We start from the raw sequence: 18,204 nt of genomic DNA on the forward strand, positions 1-18,204 counted from the left end.
CCGGGGGGACGGCTGACCCGCCCGGGCGGGCCCCATTTTCGTTGGCGAGCTTAGCGCACCGTTTCCCGGTGCATGTCGTGCAGCGCCGCGACCGTCCCGTCGATCACCCGCCCGGCCGCCTCGGGCGCGAAGGGCGAGGTCTCGACCTCGTACCCCCCGCGCGGGTACTCCGCGGGTGTGGGGATGTACCCCGACCACCCGCCCACGTACCCGCCGAACCAGGTGTGGCGGAACGGCGAGCGGGCCTTGATCGCCAGCGCGATGTCCGCGAACGGCTCGCACGGGATCCCCGCCAGCACCGCCGGGCCGATCCGGAGCAAGTGCAGCTCAACCGGCAGATCGGGCCGTCCCCCAAACGCGCGCGCCCGCTCCCGGGCCATCGCCGCCCGCTTGGTGGCGAACGTGGCCGCCTCGATCTCCGCCGCCGGCGCGTCATGCGCCACCAGCGTCTCCCGGCGGCGGCGCGCCGCCTCGGCCTGCGCGTCCGCCTCCGCCAGGGCAGGCTGGGGGCGAAGCGGGAGACGCAGTTCGCGCGAGGACACCCGCACCACCGGGACGGGCTCCGCCACCGGCACCCCCGTCCACTTGCCGAGCGGCGCGCCGGACTCCCAGACCCGCTCGTGCCGGTACTGCACCGCCGGGACGGCCAGCGCGAAGTAGACGCGGGCGGCTTCGCACCCGACCTGCACCCCCAGTTTTCGAATCACCCGCGCATCGTCGGTGAATCCCTCCGGCCCCGGCCCGACGTTGCCCGTCGCCCCCTGGGCGAACAGGCACGTCGCCCCGGTGAGCCCCTCCACCACCCGCTTCAGGTGCCCGGGCCAATCGGCGCTGATGTACCGGTTCGTGGGACCCATCGTCGTGGCATGCATCGTGTACCCGGCGATCACCGCGAGAGGGGCGCCGTCCGCGCCGTCGATGCGAACCACCAGAACGTGAGGATCGATCACCCCCTCCGGGTTGACCCCGGTCACCACCCGCCCGCCCGGGGCCGTTTCCCGACGGTTGACGGCGACCCGGCTGTCCCCCGCCCCCACCGCGACGCGGGCCGGCCGGAGACGCGCCATCGCCATGCGCGCCGCTCCCGCGGCCAGATCGGGGAGCTGCTCATAATAGCGCCGGAGCGCCGCGGTCCCCTCCTCCATCCACGCCCAGGTGCCAGGGGGTGGGCCGGCGTGGTTGTGGGTCTCGGCCACCCGGACCTTCTGGGGGGGGAGCCGGAGGACGCGCGCCACCTCGGCCCGCACCGCCTCGGCGTCCGCGATCGTGACGGCGACCAGATCCAGGTCGACGACGGCCGCGGTCTCCTCCCCATCGGAGACCACCAGGACCGTCGCCCAGAGATCGGTCTCGACGCCGTCCGCGTAGAGGTGCGTCTGCGCCCCCCAACCGGCGTGCGGGACCACGAGCGGCGGTGTGATGATCGCCCGGCCGGCGCCGGCGCGGAATCCGGGGGTCACGCCCCGACCCCCACCAGCGCCCGTTGGGCGACCGCAATGCTCTCGCCGAGGATCGCGCACATCTCATCGATATCCTGCGGCGTGACGACGAGCGGCGGGGCGAACGCGGCGAATTCGTTCCCGCAGCGCAGGATCATCCCCCGCTCGCGCGCCGCGCGCTCCACGAGCTTACCGGGGCGCGCCGGTGGGGGAAATGCCGCCCGGGTACGGCGGTCCTGCACGAACTCGACGCCCTGGAGCAGCCCGGCGCCCCGGACGTCCCCGATGATCGGATAGCGATCGGCAAGTTCGACCAAGCGCGCCCGAAGGCGCTCCCCCTGGCGCTTCGCGTTCCCGACGAGATCGCGTTCGATCAACTGGGTCAGCGCCGCCACCCCCGCGGCGCAGGCGACGGGGTTCCCGGCATAGGTGTGGCCGTGGTGGAACTGCCGGTTCTCATCGGCCTCGCCGTAAAACGCCTCGGCGATGCGGTCCCGGATCAAGATCGCGGCGAGCGGCGCGTAGCCGCCGCTCATCCCCTTGCCGCAGCACGTGATGTCGGGGACGGCATCGTAGAACTGGGAGGCGAACATCGTCCCCAGGCGGCCGAACCCGGTGATGATCTCATCGTAGATGAGCACGACGCCGTGTCGGGTGCAGATCTCGCGCAGCCGCGGGAGATAGTCGGGGGGCGGGACGACGAACCCCGCCGAGGAAATCGAAATCGGTTCGACGATCACCGCCGCCACCGTTTCGGGATCCTCGGCCTCGATCGTGCGCTCGATCAGGCCGACGCAGGTCCGCCCGCACCCGGGATAGGTCTGATCGAACGGGCACCGGTAGCAGTACGGCGGATGGACGTGGATGAACCCCACGCCGAGCGGCTCGTAAACCGACTTGCGGTCGCGGCCGCCGCCCGCGGACAGCGCGCCCATCGTGCCCCCGTGGTAGGCGCCGTACCGGCTGATGATCTTATACCGGCGCGGGTGCCCGGTCTGCTGATGGTACTGGCGGGCCAGCTTCATCGCCGACTCCGTCGCCTCCGAACCGCCGCTGAGGAGCTTGAGGGCTCCCACCCCCGGTGGGGCGATCCGCAGGAGGAGCTCGGTCAGCTGCAGCGCCGGCAGACTGGTGCCGTGCAGCGGCGGCGCGAACGCCAGCTGCCGAGCCTGGGCCGTCATCGCCTCGATCACCGGCATGTTGCCGTGCCCCAGGCTGCAGACGAACACGCCGGAGAGACCGTCGATGTACCGCCGCCCGGCGGTGTCGGTGAGGCGGATCCCCTCGCCGCCGGCGAACACGAGCGGGTCCTTGGCGAACTCCCGCATCTGCATGAAGTCGAGAAAGATGTGCGGGATCGTCTGCGTCGCATCCATCCCCATCGAGCCTCCCCGCTCCTGCGAGTCCGAGCGCCCCGTCGACCCTAGCGGTCCGACCGGTACCGCTCGACGATCTCTTCGTTCAACTCGACGCCGAGGCCGGGCGTCTGCGGAATTTGTGCCACCCCGTCCTCGACGCGGACGGCGGTGCGGACGAGGTCCCGCCGCAGCGGCGACTCCGCCACCGTGTATTCGACGAACGGGATCTCCGCCAAGGTGGCCGCGAAGTGGAGCGTCGCGGCGACCAGGATGCCCGACTTCCAGGCGTGCGGCACGCACAGCGCGTGGTGGGCGACCGCGAGATCGGCGATCCGACGGCCCTGCGTGAACCCCCCGGCGCGGGCCAGGTCCGGCTGGATGACGTCGACGCGGCCCACCTCCAGCAGGTTCCGGAACGCCTCCGCCAGGGTCTCCTGCTCCCCCGTGGCGATGCGCGTGCCGCGCGAGGCGGCGGTGAGCCGAGCCCAACCGTCGAGGTCGTCGCTGGCGAGGGCCTCCTCCAGCCAGAACGGCTGGTACTCCTGGAAGGCATCGAGGCGGCGGATCGCCTCTCGCGCCGTCCACGGAGCTCCCGCGTCCACGAGCAACGCGGCATCCCCGATCGCCTCCCGCGCCGCCCGGACGAGCCGGACGTCGGTGGCCAGGTCCGGGCCCATCGGCCCCCAGCCGAACTTGACGGCGCGGTAGCCCTCGGCGATGTGGCGCTGCGCGCGGTCGCGCATCAGGCCGAGATCCGCCTCGAACAGCATGCTCGCGTACACCGGAATCGAATCCCGGCGCGCGCCGCCGAGGAGCGTGTGCACGGGGAGGCCGAGGGCCTTGCCCTTGATATCCCAGAGGGCGAGGTCGACCGCGCTGATCGCCTCGATCGTCACCCCGCCCCGGCCCATCCAGAGGGTACCGTGGTACATCGCGTCCCACAGCCGGTCCGTATGCAGCGGGTCCTCTCCCACAAGCACGCCCGCGAGTCCCCGGGATCGCATCCACGACTCCGGAGCGTCCACGATCGCCTTAACCACATCGGGAGAAGCGTCGGCCTCGCCGATTCCGGTGATCCCGGCGTCGGTGTGCACGCGCACGATGACGTCGTCCTGGATGCCGTCGGCGCGGGTCCAATCCAGATCGGGAATCCGCAGAGGGATCGCCTCAACGTTGGTGATCTTCATGCCCCCTCCTCTGCTCGGACGCTTCGTCCGCTGCCGCCCCCGGCCCGCCGCCCAAGTAGTGGCGGGCCGCCTGTACGTACACCCGCGCGGCGCGCACCAATTCGTCCACCTCAATCCATTCCACGTCGCCGTGGGCGCCCGCGCCCTGCGGACCGTGGTAGACGGCGGGGATGCCGCCGTCGTTCACGAAGATCGAAACGTCCCCGACGATGCTCACCCCGCCGAGCGGCAGCGGCTGCCCCGTGACCTCCCGGTAGGCGCTCCGCACCGCCGCGACGATCGGAGAGAGCGGATCGAGTTCGAAGGCATCGCGGTCGCGCTGCGCCCGGACCTCCCACACGACGTCGTGACCCTCCACGGCGCGCGCGACCAGCTCCTCGAGTTCCTGGCGCACGCGGGCGAACCCGGTCCGGACGCCGTACCGGCGCGTGCCGGTGATCTGCGCGGCCGTGGGGAAACGGTTGTAGAAATCGCCGCTGTGGAGCATCCCGACGAAGTACGTCTCGGGGCCGACGTGCGGCAGAGGAGCCGACGCCAGCTCCCGGGACCGGGCGGCCATCGCCCGCGCCACCTCGACGGCGAGCAGCAGCGGATTCGGGGTGCCGGGCGGCGTGCGCACCTCGTGGGTGCCCTCGCCGTCGCGGCGGATCGTCACCTCGAAGACGACATTGCCCTTGCCGATGACCGGGAGGATGGTGCTGGCCCCCTCCGCGACGATCGCGGCGTCGCCCTTCACCCCCCGCCGGACGAGCGCCTCGAGATCCTCCCCGTAGCCCGTCGGCGCCTCGTGCAGCCCGTGCGCGACCACCAGCAGTTCGCCCCGCAGGGCCTCCCGGCGCGCCGAGAGCAGGCGCACCGCCTCGCAGATCGCCACCAGGCCGCCCTTCATGTCTGCCGCACCGCGGCCGTAGACCCGCGACCCCTCCCGCCGGGGCGGCGCATGGGGGACGGGCACCGTGTCGAGGTGCCCGTTGAACTCCAGCACGGGACCGGGACCATCCAGGGGCATCCGCGCCACCACGCTCGGCGCCCCCGGGAACTCCTCGATCATCTCGACGGCCATGCCGAGCGTTCGGAGCCGTTCGGCGTAGTGGCGCGCCGCGGCGCCGCTGTCCCCGGTCGGGCTGGGAATCCGCACCATCTCCAGGAGGAAGGCGGCCATGCGCTCGGGGTCCGCGTCCTCGCCGACCTCCTGCCGGTCGACCGGTCCGTGGGGCATCGGCATCATCACCGGGGTCCGAGTCGTGGGGGCGGCCCGGGGCCGCCCCCACGACCGCGCCTATTTGGTCACAACGGGCCAGTACCACATATTCCGGAGGCCGAGGCCGCCGTCTTCGAGGATCTTGGGGATCCCGTCCCGCTTCCCGCGCAGTTCGTCGATGGCGCGCGAGATGGCGAAGTTGAGGTCGACGTCGTCCTTCCGGATCCCGTACCGGGCATAGCCGTACTCTTCCAGCGAAGGCGAATAGCCGGTGGCAAACTCGATCGGCACGCCGGGGTGGTTCTTGATGAACAGGCCGACCTTGATGTCGTCCTCCATCGACACGTCAATCCGCCCCGCCAGCAGGTCGGCAAATTCCGCGTCGTTCGTGGCGTAGAGCTTGAGCTCTTTCAGATCCTTCCGCCGCGACAGGAGGTCGTGGTTAAAGCTGCCGCGGACCGTCCCCACGATCTTGCCGGCGAGGTCGGCCGCCGTGTGGATGTTCTTGGGGTTCCCCTTGCGCACCGCAAGCGATGACCCGTACCAGTACGCCGGGCTGGTGAAATCGATCACCGCCAGCCGCTTCGGGTTCTCGTGGATGTTGTCGGCGGCGACGTCCCAGCGCTTTGAGATCAGCCCGGGAATCATCGCATCGAACTGGACGATCTGCCAGGAGACCTTCTCGATACCGAGCAGCTTGGCGATCATCCGAAAGATCCTGACGTCGAGCCCGTCCATCTCCTTGGTCTTCTCGTCCTGATAGGTGAACGGGTAATCGTTGGCGATGCCGATCACGATGCCTTCGCGCAGCACGCGCTTGAAGGAACCGTCGCCGCCGGTGAAGGAGCTGACGCCGCCGATCCCCCCCACTCCGGCGTTGACAGGAAACGACGTGCCGACCAGACACACCGTGGCGAGGAGCACGAACACCATTCCCCGACTCTTGCCCCGCATGCCGTCATCCCTCCTTCTGCATCTGACCGACTGGACCGACCTCATCCCCGTCCGGCGCACCCCACCCCCCCTCTCGATTGGCACGGCGGAGCCATGACCGCCCCTGCCGCGGCGTGATCGCTCAGAGGCCAGATCGTCTCGCCCGAGCCGGGGCGGAAGCGGTGCCGTCGTGTGAAAATCGACGTCGCTCCCACCCGGGCTCGAAGAGATTGAAGAAGCCTTGGACGTACGGGTGCTCTCGCGCCGCATCTTCATTGAGGTCCGCGCCGATGCCCGGTCCGCCCGGCAGAGGGAGGCATCCCTCCACGACCCGGGGGACCCCGCTGAACACCTCCCAGAGCCAGGGCTCCTGGAAATCGTCAAACACCTCGAGGATCCTGAAGTTGGTCATCGCCGCACAAGCGTGGGCGGTGGCGGCGGTGCACAACGGGCTGTTCGCGTTGTGTGGGGCGACCGTCACGTAATGGGCATCGGCCATCGCGGCGATCTTCTTCAGCCCCAAGAAGCCCCCGGCGTGCGCAATGTCCGGCTGCACGACATCCGGAATCGCATGCTGGAAGAGCCGCCCGTATTCGACGTGACCGAAGACGCGCTCACCCGTCGCGATCGGCACCGGGCTGCCCTCGACGACCCGGCGGAGCGCTTCTAGGTTCTCCGGCGGGACGGGCTCTTCGAACCAGGAGGGCCGGGAGGGCGCCAGCGCGCGCGCCAGCGCGAGAGCGGTGGCGGGGGTGAAGCGACCGTGTCCCTCCACGTGGATCTCGAACTGCGGACCCACCGCGTCGCGCACCGCCGCCACGATCTGGACGCTGCGATCGAACTCGGCGTGCTCGAGCTCATAGAATCCGGGGCCGAACGGATCGACCTTCAGCGCTCGGTATCCCTTCTGCGCCACGTGCGCGGCCAGCCGCGCAAATTCGTCGGGCGACCGCGTCTCCGTCTGATACCAGCCGTTCGCGTACACCTGGAGCCGATCCCAGCACGCCCCGCCCAGCAGCTGATAGACGGGCTGGTGGGTCACCTTGCCGAGGATATCCCAACACGCCATCTCCACCGCGCTCAGTCCGCTCATGGCGATGACCCCGCCCCGCCAGAATTCGTCGCGGTACATCCGGTTCACGAGATCCTCGATGCGGAGCGGGTCGGCGCCGAGCACGAACCGCTGGAACAGGCCCTGCAGGTACCCCACCACCCCCTCTTCACGGTTCTGCGTTGTCGCCTCCCCGACGCCGTACAGGCCTTCGTCGGTCGTGGCCTTCACCAGGATGAGGTTGCGCCAGCTGGTGCCGATGACGATGGTCCGGACGTCGCTGATCCTCATCCCGCGATCCCCCGCCTCACCAATCGGCGACGGCGCCGTCGGCGTGGAAGTACCGCATCAGCGGCTCCTGCGCCATCGGGTGCTTCGCCGCCTTGCGTTCGTCAATGTTGACGCCGAGCCCCGGACGGGTCGGCGGGAGCATCTGCCCGGCCCGCCGCTCGATCGGCTCGTCGACGATGTCGTCGCGCCAGGGGACATCGGCCCACATCTGTTCCTGGATCAGGAAATTCGGGGTGGAGAGGGCAAAGTGGAGGCACGCGGCCTGCGCCACCGGGCCCCCGGGGTTGTGGGGCGCCACGGAAATGTAGTAGCATTCCGCCATCGCGGCGATTTTCTTCAGTTCCGAGAGCCCGCCGCAGTGCCCGACGTCGGGCTGCAGCACCGCGCACGCTCGTTGCTCCAGCAGGGGCCGGAACTGAAACCGCGTCACCAGCCGCTCCCCCGCCGCCACCGGGCACGGCTGCTGGCGGGCCACCTCCGCCATCGCCTCCACGTTCTCCGGCAGACACGGTTCTTCGATGAACAGGGGCGCGTAGGGAGCGACCGCCCGACCGTACTGGATCCCCATCGCAGGGGTCGTGCGGCCGTGGAAGTCGAGCATGATGTCCACCGCATCCCCCACGGCGTCTCGCAGCGCCCCCATCAGCCGCTCGACAAGCTTCACCGGCTTCGGGCCGTCGAGGGGGGCGGTCCGGGGAACGCACACCGCCTTCACGGCCGTGAAGCCTTGCTCCACGGACGCCCGCGCGTGCGCGGCGACCTCTTCCGGGGTGAACGATTCATAGACGGCGTCCGTCCGCCCACCCCCGAGGTGATCATAGAGACGCACCCGGTCGCGCACGGCCCCGCCGAGGAGGTGGTAGGTGGGCACCCCGCGCACCTTGCCGGCGATGTCCCACAGCGCCTGGTCCACGCCGCTGATGGCACTCATCGCGATGATCCCGCCGCGGAAGAAGCCCTGGCGGCTCATCACCTGCCACAGATGCTCGATGCGCAGGGGATCCTCGCCGACGAGAAACGCGGCGAGGTCGGCCAGGCCCGCGGCGACCGATCGCGTCTTCCACTCGGTGGTGCACTCGCCCCACCCCACGACCCCCGCGTCGGTCTCCACCTTCGCGAACACCCAGTTGCGCATGCCGGCTCCCACGATCACCGGGGAGACCGCGCTGATCTTCATCGAGGGGGGGTGGCCGAGAACGCCGCCGGGTCGTCCCCCAGCTCGGCGTTCCGCTCGAGGATCGACTGGAGGAACTGTCTCGTGCGCTCGTTCCTCGGGGCCGAGAAGATCTGCTGCGGCGCGCCCTGCTCCATGATGACGCCATCGGCCATGAAGATCACCCGGTCGGCGACGTCCCGCGCGAACCCCATCTCGTGGGTGACGACGAGCATCGTCATGCCCTCGCTGGCCAGCTGGCGCATCACCCGCAGCACCTCGCCGATCAGTTCCGGATCCAGGGCCGAGGTCACCTCGTCGAAGAGCATCGCCTTCGGCTGCATGGCCAGCGCCCGCGCGATGGCGACCCGCTGCTGCTGGCCGCCGCTCAACTCGTGTGGGTACGCACCGATCTTATCGGAGAGGCCGACCTTCGCCAAAAGCGCGGCGGCGCGTTGGCGGACCTCTTCCTTCGCCTCGCGCCGGACGTAGACCGGGGCGACCATCAAATTTTCGAGCGCCGTCAGATGCGGGAACAGGTTGAAGGACTGGAACACCATGCCGACCTGCGACCGCAGCGCCTCGATCTTGTGATCGGCATCGGCAATCCTCTGCCCCTCCCGTGTGTAGCGGTAGACCGGGACCCCCTCGATGTAAATCGTCCCGCTGTCCAGCGGCTCCAGATGGTTGATGCACCGCAGCAGCGTCGACTTCCCCGCCCCCGACGGCCCGATCAGGCAGACCACCTCGCCCTTTTGGACCTCGAGCGAGACGTCCCGCAGGACGTGCAGACGGCCGAATGACTTGTTGATCCCCTCCAGCCGGATCATGACACCGCTCCCTGCGGCGCGCCCCGGGTGGGACCGCCCATCGGCGCGTCCCGCCGCGGCCGGTAGCCGATCTTCATCCGGCGCTCGAGGTACTGCACGCCGAGCGATCCCGGGTAGGAGATGGCGAGGTAGATGACGCCGATGATCGTGAAGATGGCGAAGTACTGAAAGTTCGTCGCCGCGATGATCTGTCCGGTAAAGATCAACTCCTTGACCGTGATCAGCGAGGCGAGCGCGGTGTCCTTGAACAGGGAGATGAAATAGTTCCCCAGCGGCGGGACGACGATGCGGATGGCCTGGGGCAGGATAATCAGCCGCATCATCAGCGTCCGGGACATCCCCAACGCCTGCGCGGCTTCGAGCTGCCCCTTCGCCACCGCCTGGATCCCGGCGCGGTACACTTCCGAGAGGTAGGCGGAGTAGTTGATCGTCAGCCCGATCACCCCGGCCGTGAACGGGTCGAGCTTGATTCCGAACGCGGGCAGCACAAAGTAGATGTAGAAGAGCTGCAGCAGCGCCGGGGTCCCGCGGATGATCTCGATGTAGATGGTGGCCACCGTCCGCACCGCCCGGAACCTGGTCATCCTCGCCAGCGCCACGATCAGCCCGAACACCAAGCTGAGCGCCATGACGGTGAGGGTGAGCTCGACGCTGATCAGCGCTCCGCGGAAGAGATCGGGGAGGTATTCCCCCGCGCTGCTGAAGTTAAAGAGCGTGAAGATTCCGTTCATACCGCCCTCCTCCTCAGCTCGCCGGCGTCAGCACGGCTTTGATCAGATCGCCGGGATCGGTGGTGAGCCGCTCGAACACCTCCGGGCCCGCCTCGAGTGGATAGGGCCGGGCCCACTCCCCTTCGACCAGCCCGGATCTCAGGAACTCCACGGCGTGGACAAAGTTGTCGTAGGTGTAGGCGTACGAGCCGTGGACCTCGATCTCGCGGTTCACGATGTCGACGGCGTTGAACGGCGTGGTCTCTTCCCCCAGTCCCAGCAGCGCCACCCGTCCGCCGCTGCGCACACAGGCCACCGCCGCCTGCCGGGTCGGCGAGCTGCCCACCGCCTCGATCGCCAGGTCCACCCCGTCGCCGTCCGTGAGCTCCCGAATCCGGCCCGCCACATCCGCCGCCCGCCCGTCGAGCGCCGCCGTGGCCCCCAACCGCCGCGCCACGGCGAGCCGCGCCGGGACGAGGTCCACCGAGACGAGGACGACCGGCGACAGCAGGCGCGCCAGGTGGAGCGCCATCAACCCCTGCGTCCCCGCCCCGAAGATGGCGATCCGCCGCGGCAGGCCGCGCGCATTCCGGTCGAAGATGTGGACGGCGTTCGCCAGGGGCTCCGCCAGGCTCGCCGTAAACAGGGAGACGCCCGGGGGGAGGGGGACGACCGAGGCCCGGGGCACCGCGACCAGGTCCGCGAATCCGCCGGGACGGTGGACCCCGATCACCTGCCGCGACCGGCACTGGGACGTGTCCCCGCGACGACAGGCCGGACAGCGGCCGCAGGTGATCAACGGGTAGACGGCGACCGGGGATCCCACCGCGAGGTCGCGCACGCCCGGCCCGACGGCGGTCACGGTTCCGGAAAACTCGTGCCCCATCACCAGCGGCGGCACCCGGTTCAGGCTCTTCCCCAGGTACCCGTGCAGGTCCGATCCGCAGATGCCGGAGGCCTGCACGTTGACGACGACCTCTTCGGGTCCCGCCGCCGGCGGCGGCGCGTCCCGGAGCTCCATCCGCCGGGGGCCGAGGTAGACGAGGGTGCGCATCGGCGTCTACTCCCCCAGCAGCGGCAACACGCTGTCCAGGATCCGCCGGCGCACGGCGCTCAACGGCGCGAGCGGCGCCCGCACCTCATCGGAGGCGATGACGCCTCGATGCCGCAGCGCGTACTTGATCACCGCGGGGTAGTCATCGGTGCCGATCATCACCTCGTTGATGAACGGCAGCAGTTGGGCGAAGAGCCGGGTCGAGGCGGTCAGGTCTCCGCCGCGCGTCGCTTCGAACCACGCCCGGCATCGCCCGGGAAATACTTGCGGGGTCGCGGTGATCGCCCCTTCGCACCCCCGCACGACCTGCTGCTGCATCACCTCGTCGGACCCCGAGAGCAGGATGAGATCCCCTCGGGCCTTGGCGGCATCCACCTTGGTCAAGGTCGTGTCCGTGATCTTGACGTGCCGGATGTTGTCCCGCAGCGCGGCCAGGCGGGAGTAGTCGACGGGGGTGAGCACGGTCTTCGTGGTGGACGGATTGTCGTAGATGACGATCTCGCGGTCGGTGTAGCCGGAGACCTCACGGAAGAACGCCGCAATCGTCTCGCCGGTGTGCCGGAAGTAAAACGGGAGCGGCACAAGATAGCCGACGGCGCCGTGCTCGTCGCCGAAGCGGATGAGCGCACGGATCGTTTCCAGACTCGTCTCCGCCACCCCCACGATCAGGTGCATCCGCCCCCCCATCGCCCGGCCGAAAAGCTCGATGGTCTGCGTGCGCTCCGCGAAGGTCAGGCTGGGGCCCTCCCCCGTGCTGCCGGCCACCACCATGCCGTCGAGGTGCGGGGCACAGGAAGCCACCAGGTGCTCGATGCTGTCACCGTCCACCCGCCCGTCTCGAAACGGGGTGATCACCGGAGGAATCAACCCGCGAAACTCCATGGCCTCCTCCTACCGCCGCGCCAGTGTATCGGGGCGCCGACCAGACGGCGCGCGGATCGTCTTCAGCCACTCGCCCAATTGACCCCGGTCCGCGGCCAGTGCACCCCGGTACCCCCCGCCGTAGCCCAGTGCGCGGGAGAGGCGCCGCGCCGCCGCGCAGACCCCCTCCAGCACCTCGCGGACCCGATCGGCGGGAAGCCGTACCGCGGGCACCGACGCGCTGATCGCCGCGATCGCCTGCCCATGCTGATCCATCACCGGCGCGGCCAGGCACTGCAGACCATCCGTGGACTCGCCGTCGTCGAAGGCGAAGCCGCGTGCGCGGGTCGTTCGGAGTTCGTCGCGCAGCCGCGCGGCTGCGGTGAACGTCCGCGGGGTGAGCCGGGTCAGGCGCACCCCCTTCAGGCGGGCGTTGAGGCTGGGTTCATCGAGCATCGCCAGCAGCATCTTCCCGACCCCGGTGGCGTGCGCCGGGATGCGCCGGCCGACCGCCGAGACCATCCGCATCGGCTGGCTGGACTCCTCCTTGGCGACGTAGACCACGTCGGCCCCGTCGAGCACGGCGAGGTGGCAGGTTTCGTCGAGCGTGCGGGACAGTTCGGCCAGCACCCGCTGCCCCTGGTGAACGAGATCGAGGCTCTCCGCATACGCCTGCCCCAGCGCGAACACCCGGACGTCCAGACGAAACCGGTTCGTCGGGCCGTCGCGCGCCACATACTCGCGGGCCTCGAGAGTGCGCAGGATCTGGAGGGTGCTCGACTTGGGAATCCGCAGCGTCTGGCTGATTTCAGCGAGCGAGAGCCCCCGGCGCTGCTGGCTCAGCAGCTCTAACAAATCCAAGGTCCGCCCCGCCGACTTCACTACCAAACAGGCGTTCACATATGTGAATGACGTTTTGATTGGGCACCCTCTACCCTGCGGGCGGGATGTTCTCCTGCCCGGTGGGCGAGGCGGATCGAGATCCGGGGCTACCGCAGTTCTCGATCGATCGCCTCGTGCAGGGTCGCCACGATCCGATCGGCTTCGGCCAGTGTGAGCACGAGCGGAGGGGCGAGGGTCACGCAGTTGCCGAGCCCACCGCCCGCCCCGGAAGATCGGCCGACGATCACCCCCCGCTCGAGACATCCGCGGATCACCGCCGCCGTGCGGGCGCCTCCCAACGGGCCCCGGGTCTGCTTATCCTCCACCAGTTCCACCGCGAGCAGCAGGCCCTTCCCGCGGACGTCTCCGACTGCGGGCAGCGACAGGAGGCTGCGCAGCCCCTCCAGCAGGTGCGCGCCGGTCTGTGCGGCGCGTTCCGGCAGCTGCTCCTGTTCCATGATGTCGAGGTTCGCCAGCGCGGCGGCGCAGGCCGCGGCGTGACCGCCCCAGGTGTTCACTTGGGCGTTCTGGCGGTTCTCCTCCAGTTCCCCCAGGAATCCGTTGAAGACCTCACTCGTGGCCATGACGGCGCCGATGGGCTGGTAGCCGCTGGTCAGCCCCTTGGCGAGGCAGAGGAGATCGGGGACGACCCCGTAGTGCTGGTGGGCGAACATCTTTCCGGTGCGGCCGAAGCCGTTGATCACCTCGTCCAAAATCAACAGCACGCCGTGCCGGCGGCACGCCGCGGCCACCTCGCGAAGGTATTCGTCGGGCGGCACCAGCACCCCCACGGCGCTCTGGACCGGCTCGAGCACGACCGCCGCCACGGTTTCCGCACCCTCGGCGCGGATCGCGTACTCGATCTGCTTGGCGCAGGCCAAGCCGCACGACGGGTACGACAGCCCGAATGGGCACCGGTAGCAGTAGGCGGGGGGGACGTGCAGGAACCCATCGCCCAAGGGCTCGTACTTGGTCTTCCGCTCGGGGACGCACCCGGCGGCAAGGGTCGCCATGCTGGTGCCGTGATAGGAATAGTGCCGCCCGATGGTCTTGTACCGGGGCTCTCCCGGGTGCACCTGCCGGTGGTACTGCCGGGCCAGCTTGAACGCGGCCTCGTTGGCCTCCGTGCCGCTGTTCACAAAGTAGGTGTGACACGGCTCTCCGCCGGTCAGCGCGGTCAGTCGGTCCGCCAATTTTGCCGCCGGGACATTCGCCTGCGTGTGCGGATAATACGGCAACTGCAGCATCTGCCGATAAACGGCCTCGGCGATCTCCCGACGGCCGTACCCCACGTTGACGCACCAGAGGCCGGCCATCCCGTCGAGGTATTCCCGGCCCTCCGCGTCGACGATCGTCGACCCCTTGGCGCCCACGATGAGTTTCGGAGGCTGCTTCGCCAGCAGCTTATGCTGGGTCATGGGGTGCCAGACGTTTTCCAGATCGGCTTCCAACACCTGTCTGAGCTCTTGCGGCTTCACCTCAGATCACCTCCGCTCCAGTCACGCGCGGCCCCGGCCACTTCGGCGAGGACGCGCCCTCCCCCCGCCGGCAGGCGGCGGCCGATCCGCTAGCGATCTCCGAGCAGCCCGAGGGCGGCCGCCACCCGCTCGGGGGTGATCGGCAGTTCGGTGATCCGCACCCCCACCGCGTCTTCCACGGCATTGGCGATCGCCGCGGCCGGCGGCGCGATCGGCGGCTCGCCAATCCCTCGGGCCCCAAACGGACCCTTCCCCTCCCCCGATTCGATCAGGATGGGCTCGACGTCCGGCACGTCCAGCGACGTCGGGATCAGATAGGTCGCAAATAAGGTCGAGAGATTCACGCCGCGATCGAGCGCCACCTCTTCAAGGAGCCCGTAGCCCAGGCCCATCACCGCGCCGCCCTGGATCTGCCCCCGCACGCTCTGCGGGTTGATCGCGCGTCCCACATCGTGGCAGGCGACGTGCCGGAGCACCCGAACGGCTCCGGTCTCCGTGTCCACCTCGACCTCCACGGCATGCGCCCCGAAGGTGTAGTCCGGAAACACCCGCCCCCCGCCCCGCTCGAGGTCGACCGGATCGCCGGCGGGGGCGTGGTAAACGGCCAGGTGGCTGCGCGAGACTCCCAGGCGGGCACACTCCCGCATGATCTCCGGCAGCGGCACGCGGCGGCCGTCGGCGGCGACCGCCATCCCGTCCAGCAGCCCAACGCTCCCGGGGGCGGCCTCCAGCATCTGGGCGGCCACGGCGACCATCTGCTGGCGCAGAGCCTGGCAGGCGGCGAGCACGGCGTTGCCGGACATATAGAGCTGGCGGGTCGCCGTCGTGGTGCCGGCGAGCGGCGTCAGCGCGCTGTCGGCGATGTGGATGGCGACGCGGGCGGGATCGAGATCGAGCACCTCGGCGGCGATCTGGCAGAGCGCCGCGGCCTGCCCCCCGCCCACGTCGGGCGCTCCCGTGCGGACCACCAGGCTCCCGTCCATTTCGAATCCCACCCAGGCGCTGGCCCAGTCGTGGAGCCAGACGATGCGGCCGTACGGCTGGATGTTGCAGGCCAGGCCGCGACCGACGCGGTGCGCGGGGGTGCTGGCGGCCCGGCGGGGGCCGAGCGCATCCCAGACCCGGCGGGCGGCTTCGATCACGCCGACGTGGGTGTCGAGCTCTTGCCCGATCGGGAGCGTGTCCCCCTTCGCCAGCGCGTTGCGGGCGCGTAGTTCGACCGGGTCGATCTGGAGGCGCCGGGCGAGTTGATCCATTTGGGACTCGTACCCCAACACCATCTGCATCGCGCCGAATCCGCGCATCGCGCTCGTCGGCGGATTGTTGGTGTAGGCCACGCGCGCCTCGATGGACACGTCCGACACCCGATAGGGACCGGCCGCGGTGACCGCGGCGTACATGAGCACGAGCGCGCTCAAATACGCGTACGCCCCGGAATCCGCCAGGAGGTCAATCGCCTGGGCGACCACCCGGCCGTCCCGCGCGGCCCCGGTGCGGTAGCGGAGGATGAAGGGGTGCCGCTTCGGCCGCGCCAGGAGCGATTCCTGACGCGACCAGGTCATCTTCACCGGCCGCTGCGTGCGCCACGCCAGCAGGCCGAGGAAGACCTCCACCGTGACGTCCTCTTTCCCGCCGAACCCGCCGCCGAGGTAGGGGCCGATCACCCGGACGGTGTGCTGCGGCAGGCCGAGGACCTCGGCGACGTCCCGGAAGTGCTCGATGACCTGGGTGGACACCCGAATCGTCAGGATGCCGCCGCTGTCTATCCAGGCGACCCCGGTTTCCGGCTCCAGGTAGGCGTGGTCGACGAACTGACAGCGGTAGGTCGTGTCCACCACCACATCGGCCTGGCGCAGCGCCGTCTCAGCGTCGCCGCGCCGGATGTTCCAGCGGGCCAGCAGGTTCCCGCCCTCGTGCACCGGCGGAGCGCCGGCGGCGAGCGCGGCCTCCGGATCGAACACCCCCGGCTGCGGATCGTAGTCAACCTCGATCAATTCCGCGGCCTGCTGGGCGAGCTCCCGGCTCGCCGCCGCGACCAGCGCCACCGGCTCGCCCTGATACCGCACGACGTCCTGCGCCAGGACCTGAATCCTGGCGCGGAGGGGCCCCACGTCGCTGGTCTGGCCCGGAACGTTCGTCCAGAGCGTGTTGTGGGGCACGTCCTGCGCCAAGAGGACCGCGGCCACCCCCGGAAGGGCGCGGGCCGCCGCCGGGTCGATACGCCGGATCCGCGCAGCGGGGTACGGCGATCGCACCACCACCCCGTACAGCATCCCCGGCATCTGCCAATCGCCGGCGTAGAGCGTGCGGCCCAACACCTTGTCCCAAGCGTCGTGGCGGGGGAGCGGCCGCCCGACGACCCGCGGGACCTTCGCCGGCGGCGAGACGGTTTCGCTCTTCATGGACGGGCGCCGCCCTTTCCGGCAACGCTCGCGACCGCATCGATGATCGCCGCGTACCCGGTGCACCGGCAGAGGTTGCCGGCAAGCGCCCGGCGGATTTCGTCTCGCGAGGGCGCGGGCGACTCGAGCAGGAACGCGTAGGCGGTGAGAATCATGCCGGGGGTGCAGAATCCGCACTGCGCGGCGCCGTGGCGGACGAACGCCTCCTGCAGGGGGTGGAGCGCATCGCCTCCCAGGCCGCGCACGGTGGTCACACGCCGTCCGGCGACGCGGGGCGCCAGCACGAGGCAGCTGCTCACCGGCTCGCCGTCGAGCAGCACGGTGCACGTCCCGCAGACCCCCTCCCCGCACCCTTCCTTGACCTCGATCGCCCCCAGATCGTCGCGCAGGAGGTCGGCGAGCGTTCGGTGGACCGCCGTCCGGACCTCACACGGCCGCCCGTTGAGCAGGAAGCCCACCACGACCTCCGTCACGCCACCGCCCTCCCAGCCGCCGCCGCCGCGCGGGCGAGGGCCCGCGCGGTGAGGATCCGAGCCAGATGGCGCCGGTAGGCGGCGGACGCGTGGACGTCGCCCTCCGGCTCGAGGGCGTCGGAGGTCTCGAGCGCCTCACGGCGGAGGCGGTCGGCATCGGGCCGACCTCCCGCTAGTGCCGCCTCGAGCGCCGGCAGCCGCTGGGGCACCGACCCCACCCCTCCGAGCGCAACGCGGGCGCGGGCGATGTCTCCCGCCGGGGACAACTCCATCACGGCCACCGCAGCGACCACGGCAAAGTCGCCGGCGCGCCGGCTGAACTCCTCGACCGCGTAGCCGGTGCGGGGGCCCAGGACCGGCAGGCGCACGCCGATGACCAGCTCCCCAGGAGCGAGCGCGGTCGTCAGCGCGCCGACGAAGAACTCCGCGGCGGGAACGGCCCGCTCTCCCCGGGGCCCGCGCACCAGGACCATCCCATCAAGGGCTCGAACGACCGCGGGAAGCTCCGCCGCCGGGTCGGCGTGGGCCAGGCTCCCCCCGATCGTCCCGAGCGTGCGCACGCGGACGTTCCCGATGAACGACGCCGCCTCCTGGAGCAGCGGGCAGGCTGCGAGCGGTCCGTCCCCCCGCTCCAGGGCGCGGTGCCGGACCAGGGCGCCGACCTGCAGCCAATCCCCCTCCCGCCGCGTCTCCCGGAGGCCGTCCAGTCCGTTCAAATCGATCAGCACCGCCGGGCGCGCGAGCCGGAGGGTCAGGAGCGGAACCAAGCTCTGTCCGCCGGCCAGCGGCTTGGCGTCCTCTCCGAACTCCGCGAGGAGTCCTAGGGCCTCGGCGAGCGTTTTGGGGGCGCGGTAGTCAAATGGCACGGCCGGCATCGATGCCCTCCTCTCCGCCGGCGGCC

At 70.3% G+C, this 18,204-nt stretch carries 16 protein-coding genes; all 16 read right to left on the minus strand.

The window, feature by feature from the left end; genetic code table 11:
• Positions 1-50 precede the first annotated feature (50 nt).
• On the minus strand, positions 51-1,460 hold the full coding sequence (locus VKV57_02810; protein ID HLW58837.1) for a neutral/alkaline non-lysosomal ceramidase N-terminal domain-containing protein: 1,410 nt from the start codon (positions 1,458-1,460) through the stop codon (positions 51-53).
• Positions 1,457-2,821: an aspartate aminotransferase family protein gene (locus VKV57_02815; protein ID HLW58838.1), complete on the minus strand. Its 1,365-nt coding sequence runs from the start codon at positions 2,819-2,821 to the stop codon at positions 1,457-1,459. The genes VKV57_02810 and VKV57_02815 overlap by 4 nt, the downstream gene beginning before the upstream one ends.
• Before the next feature lie 41 nt (positions 2,822-2,862).
• Positions 2,863-3,984 carry a mandelate racemase/muconate lactonizing enzyme family protein gene (locus tag VKV57_02820; protein HLW58839.1) on the minus strand — a complete coding sequence of 374 codons (1,122 nt, stop codon included), beginning with the start codon at positions 3,982-3,984 and terminating at the stop codon, positions 2,863-2,865.
• Complete coding sequence (locus VKV57_02825) at positions 3,965-5,212, minus strand: M20 family metallopeptidase (GenBank protein ID HLW58840.1); 1,248 nt, start codon at positions 5,210-5,212, stop codon at positions 3,965-3,967. Before VKV57_02825 ends, VKV57_02820 begins: the two co-directional genes overlap by 20 nt.
• A gap of 51 nt (positions 5,213-5,263) precedes the next feature.
• Complete coding sequence (locus VKV57_02830; protein HLW58841.1) at positions 5,264-6,139, minus strand: ABC transporter substrate-binding protein; 876 nt, start codon at positions 6,137-6,139, stop codon at positions 5,264-5,266.
• A 121-nt stretch (positions 6,140-6,260) separates the two neighbouring features.
• A complete protein-coding gene (locus VKV57_02835) occupies positions 6,261-7,460 on the minus strand; it encodes a mandelate racemase/muconate lactonizing enzyme family protein (protein ID HLW58842.1) in 1,200 nt (399 codons plus the stop codon).
• Between the two features lie 16 nt (positions 7,461-7,476).
• Positions 7,477-8,637, minus strand: a complete 1,161-nt coding sequence (gene dgoD, locus VKV57_02840) for a galactonate dehydratase (protein ID HLW58843.1) — start codon at positions 8,635-8,637, stop codon at positions 7,477-7,479.
• Positions 8,634-9,443 (minus strand): amino acid ABC transporter ATP-binding protein, encoded by an 810-nt coding sequence (locus VKV57_02845; GenBank protein HLW58844.1) that lies wholly within the window; start codon positions 9,441-9,443, stop codon positions 8,634-8,636. The genes dgoD and VKV57_02845 overlap by 4 nt, the downstream gene beginning before the upstream one ends.
• Positions 9,440-10,174: an amino acid ABC transporter permease gene (locus VKV57_02850; GenBank protein HLW58845.1), complete on the minus strand. Its 735-nt coding sequence runs from the start codon at positions 10,172-10,174 to the stop codon at positions 9,440-9,442. Before VKV57_02850 ends, VKV57_02845 begins: the two co-directional genes overlap by 4 nt.
• A gap of 13 nt (positions 10,175-10,187) precedes the next feature.
• Complete coding sequence (locus VKV57_02855; protein ID HLW58846.1) at positions 10,188-11,207, minus strand: alcohol dehydrogenase catalytic domain-containing protein; 1,020 nt, start codon at positions 11,205-11,207, stop codon at positions 10,188-10,190.
• A gap of 6 nt (positions 11,208-11,213) precedes the next feature.
• Complete coding sequence (locus tag VKV57_02860) at positions 11,214-12,089, minus strand: dihydrodipicolinate synthase family protein (GenBank protein HLW58847.1); 876 nt, start codon at positions 12,087-12,089, stop codon at positions 11,214-11,216.
• A gap of 9 nt (positions 12,090-12,098) precedes the next feature.
• Positions 12,099-12,968: an IclR family transcriptional regulator gene (locus VKV57_02865; protein ID HLW58848.1), complete on the minus strand. Its 870-nt coding sequence runs from the start codon at positions 12,966-12,968 to the stop codon at positions 12,099-12,101.
• Between the two features lie 89 nt (positions 12,969-13,057).
• A complete protein-coding gene (locus VKV57_02870; GenBank protein HLW58849.1) occupies positions 13,058-14,428 on the minus strand; it encodes an aminotransferase in 1,371 nt (456 codons plus the stop codon).
• An 89-nt stretch (positions 14,429-14,517) separates the two neighbouring features.
• Positions 14,518-16,830 (minus strand): xanthine dehydrogenase family protein molybdopterin-binding subunit, encoded by a 2,313-nt coding sequence (locus tag VKV57_02875; GenBank protein ID HLW58850.1) that lies wholly within the window; start codon positions 16,828-16,830, stop codon positions 14,518-14,520.
• Complete coding sequence (locus tag VKV57_02880; protein HLW58851.1) at positions 16,827-17,303, minus strand: (2Fe-2S)-binding protein; 477 nt, start codon at positions 17,301-17,303, stop codon at positions 16,827-16,829. Before VKV57_02880 ends, VKV57_02875 begins: the two co-directional genes overlap by 4 nt.
• On the minus strand, positions 17,300-18,178 hold the full coding sequence (locus tag VKV57_02885; GenBank protein ID HLW58852.1) for a xanthine dehydrogenase family protein subunit M: 879 nt from the start codon (positions 18,176-18,178) through the stop codon (positions 17,300-17,302). The genes VKV57_02880 and VKV57_02885 overlap by 4 nt, the downstream gene beginning before the upstream one ends.
• Between the last annotated feature and the right edge of the window lie 26 nt (positions 18,179-18,204).

The organism is bacterium (assembly GCA_035307765.1).
GTDB lineage: Bacteria > Sysuimicrobiota > Sysuimicrobiia > Sysuimicrobiales > Segetimicrobiaceae > Segetimicrobium.

Coding starts and splice junctions, on each gene's coding strand:
- VKV57_02815 (HLW58838.1), bottom strand. CDS start 2,821: ATGGGGATGGATGCGACGCAGACGATCCCGCACATCTTTCTCGACTTC.
- VKV57_02820 (HLW58839.1), bottom strand. CDS start 3,984: ATGAAGATCACCAACGTTGAGGCGATCCCTCTGCGGATTCCCGATCTG.
- VKV57_02825 (HLW58840.1), bottom strand. CDS start 5,212: ATGATGCCGATGCCCCACGGACCGGTCGACCGGCAGGAGGTCGGCGAG.
- VKV57_02830 (HLW58841.1), bottom strand. CDS start 6,139: ATGCGGGGCAAGAGTCGGGGAATGGTGTTCGTGCTCCTCGCCACGGTG.
- VKV57_02835 (HLW58842.1), bottom strand. CDS start 7,460: ATGAGGATCAGCGACGTCCGGACCATCGTCATCGGCACCAGCTGGCGC.
- dgoD (HLW58843.1), bottom strand. CDS start 8,637: ATGAAGATCAGCGCGGTCTCCCCGGTGATCGTGGGAGCCGGCATGCGC.
- VKV57_02845 (HLW58844.1), bottom strand. CDS start 9,443: ATGATCCGGCTGGAGGGGATCAACAAGTCATTCGGCCGTCTGCACGTC.
- VKV57_02850 (HLW58845.1), bottom strand. CDS start 10,174: ATGAACGGAATCTTCACGCTCTTTAACTTCAGCAGCGCGGGGGAATAC.
- VKV57_02855 (HLW58846.1), bottom strand. CDS start 11,207: ATGCGCACCCTCGTCTACCTCGGCCCCCGGCGGATGGAGCTCCGGGAC.
- VKV57_02860 (HLW58847.1), bottom strand. CDS start 12,089: ATGGAGTTTCGCGGGTTGATTCCTCCGGTGATCACCCCGTTTCGAGAC.
- VKV57_02875 (HLW58850.1), bottom strand. CDS start 16,830: ATGAAGAGCGAAACCGTCTCGCCGCCGGCGAAGGTCCCGCGGGTCGTC.
- VKV57_02885 (HLW58852.1), bottom strand. CDS start 18,178: ATGCCGGCCGTGCCATTTGACTACCGCGCCCCCAAAACGCTCGCCGAG.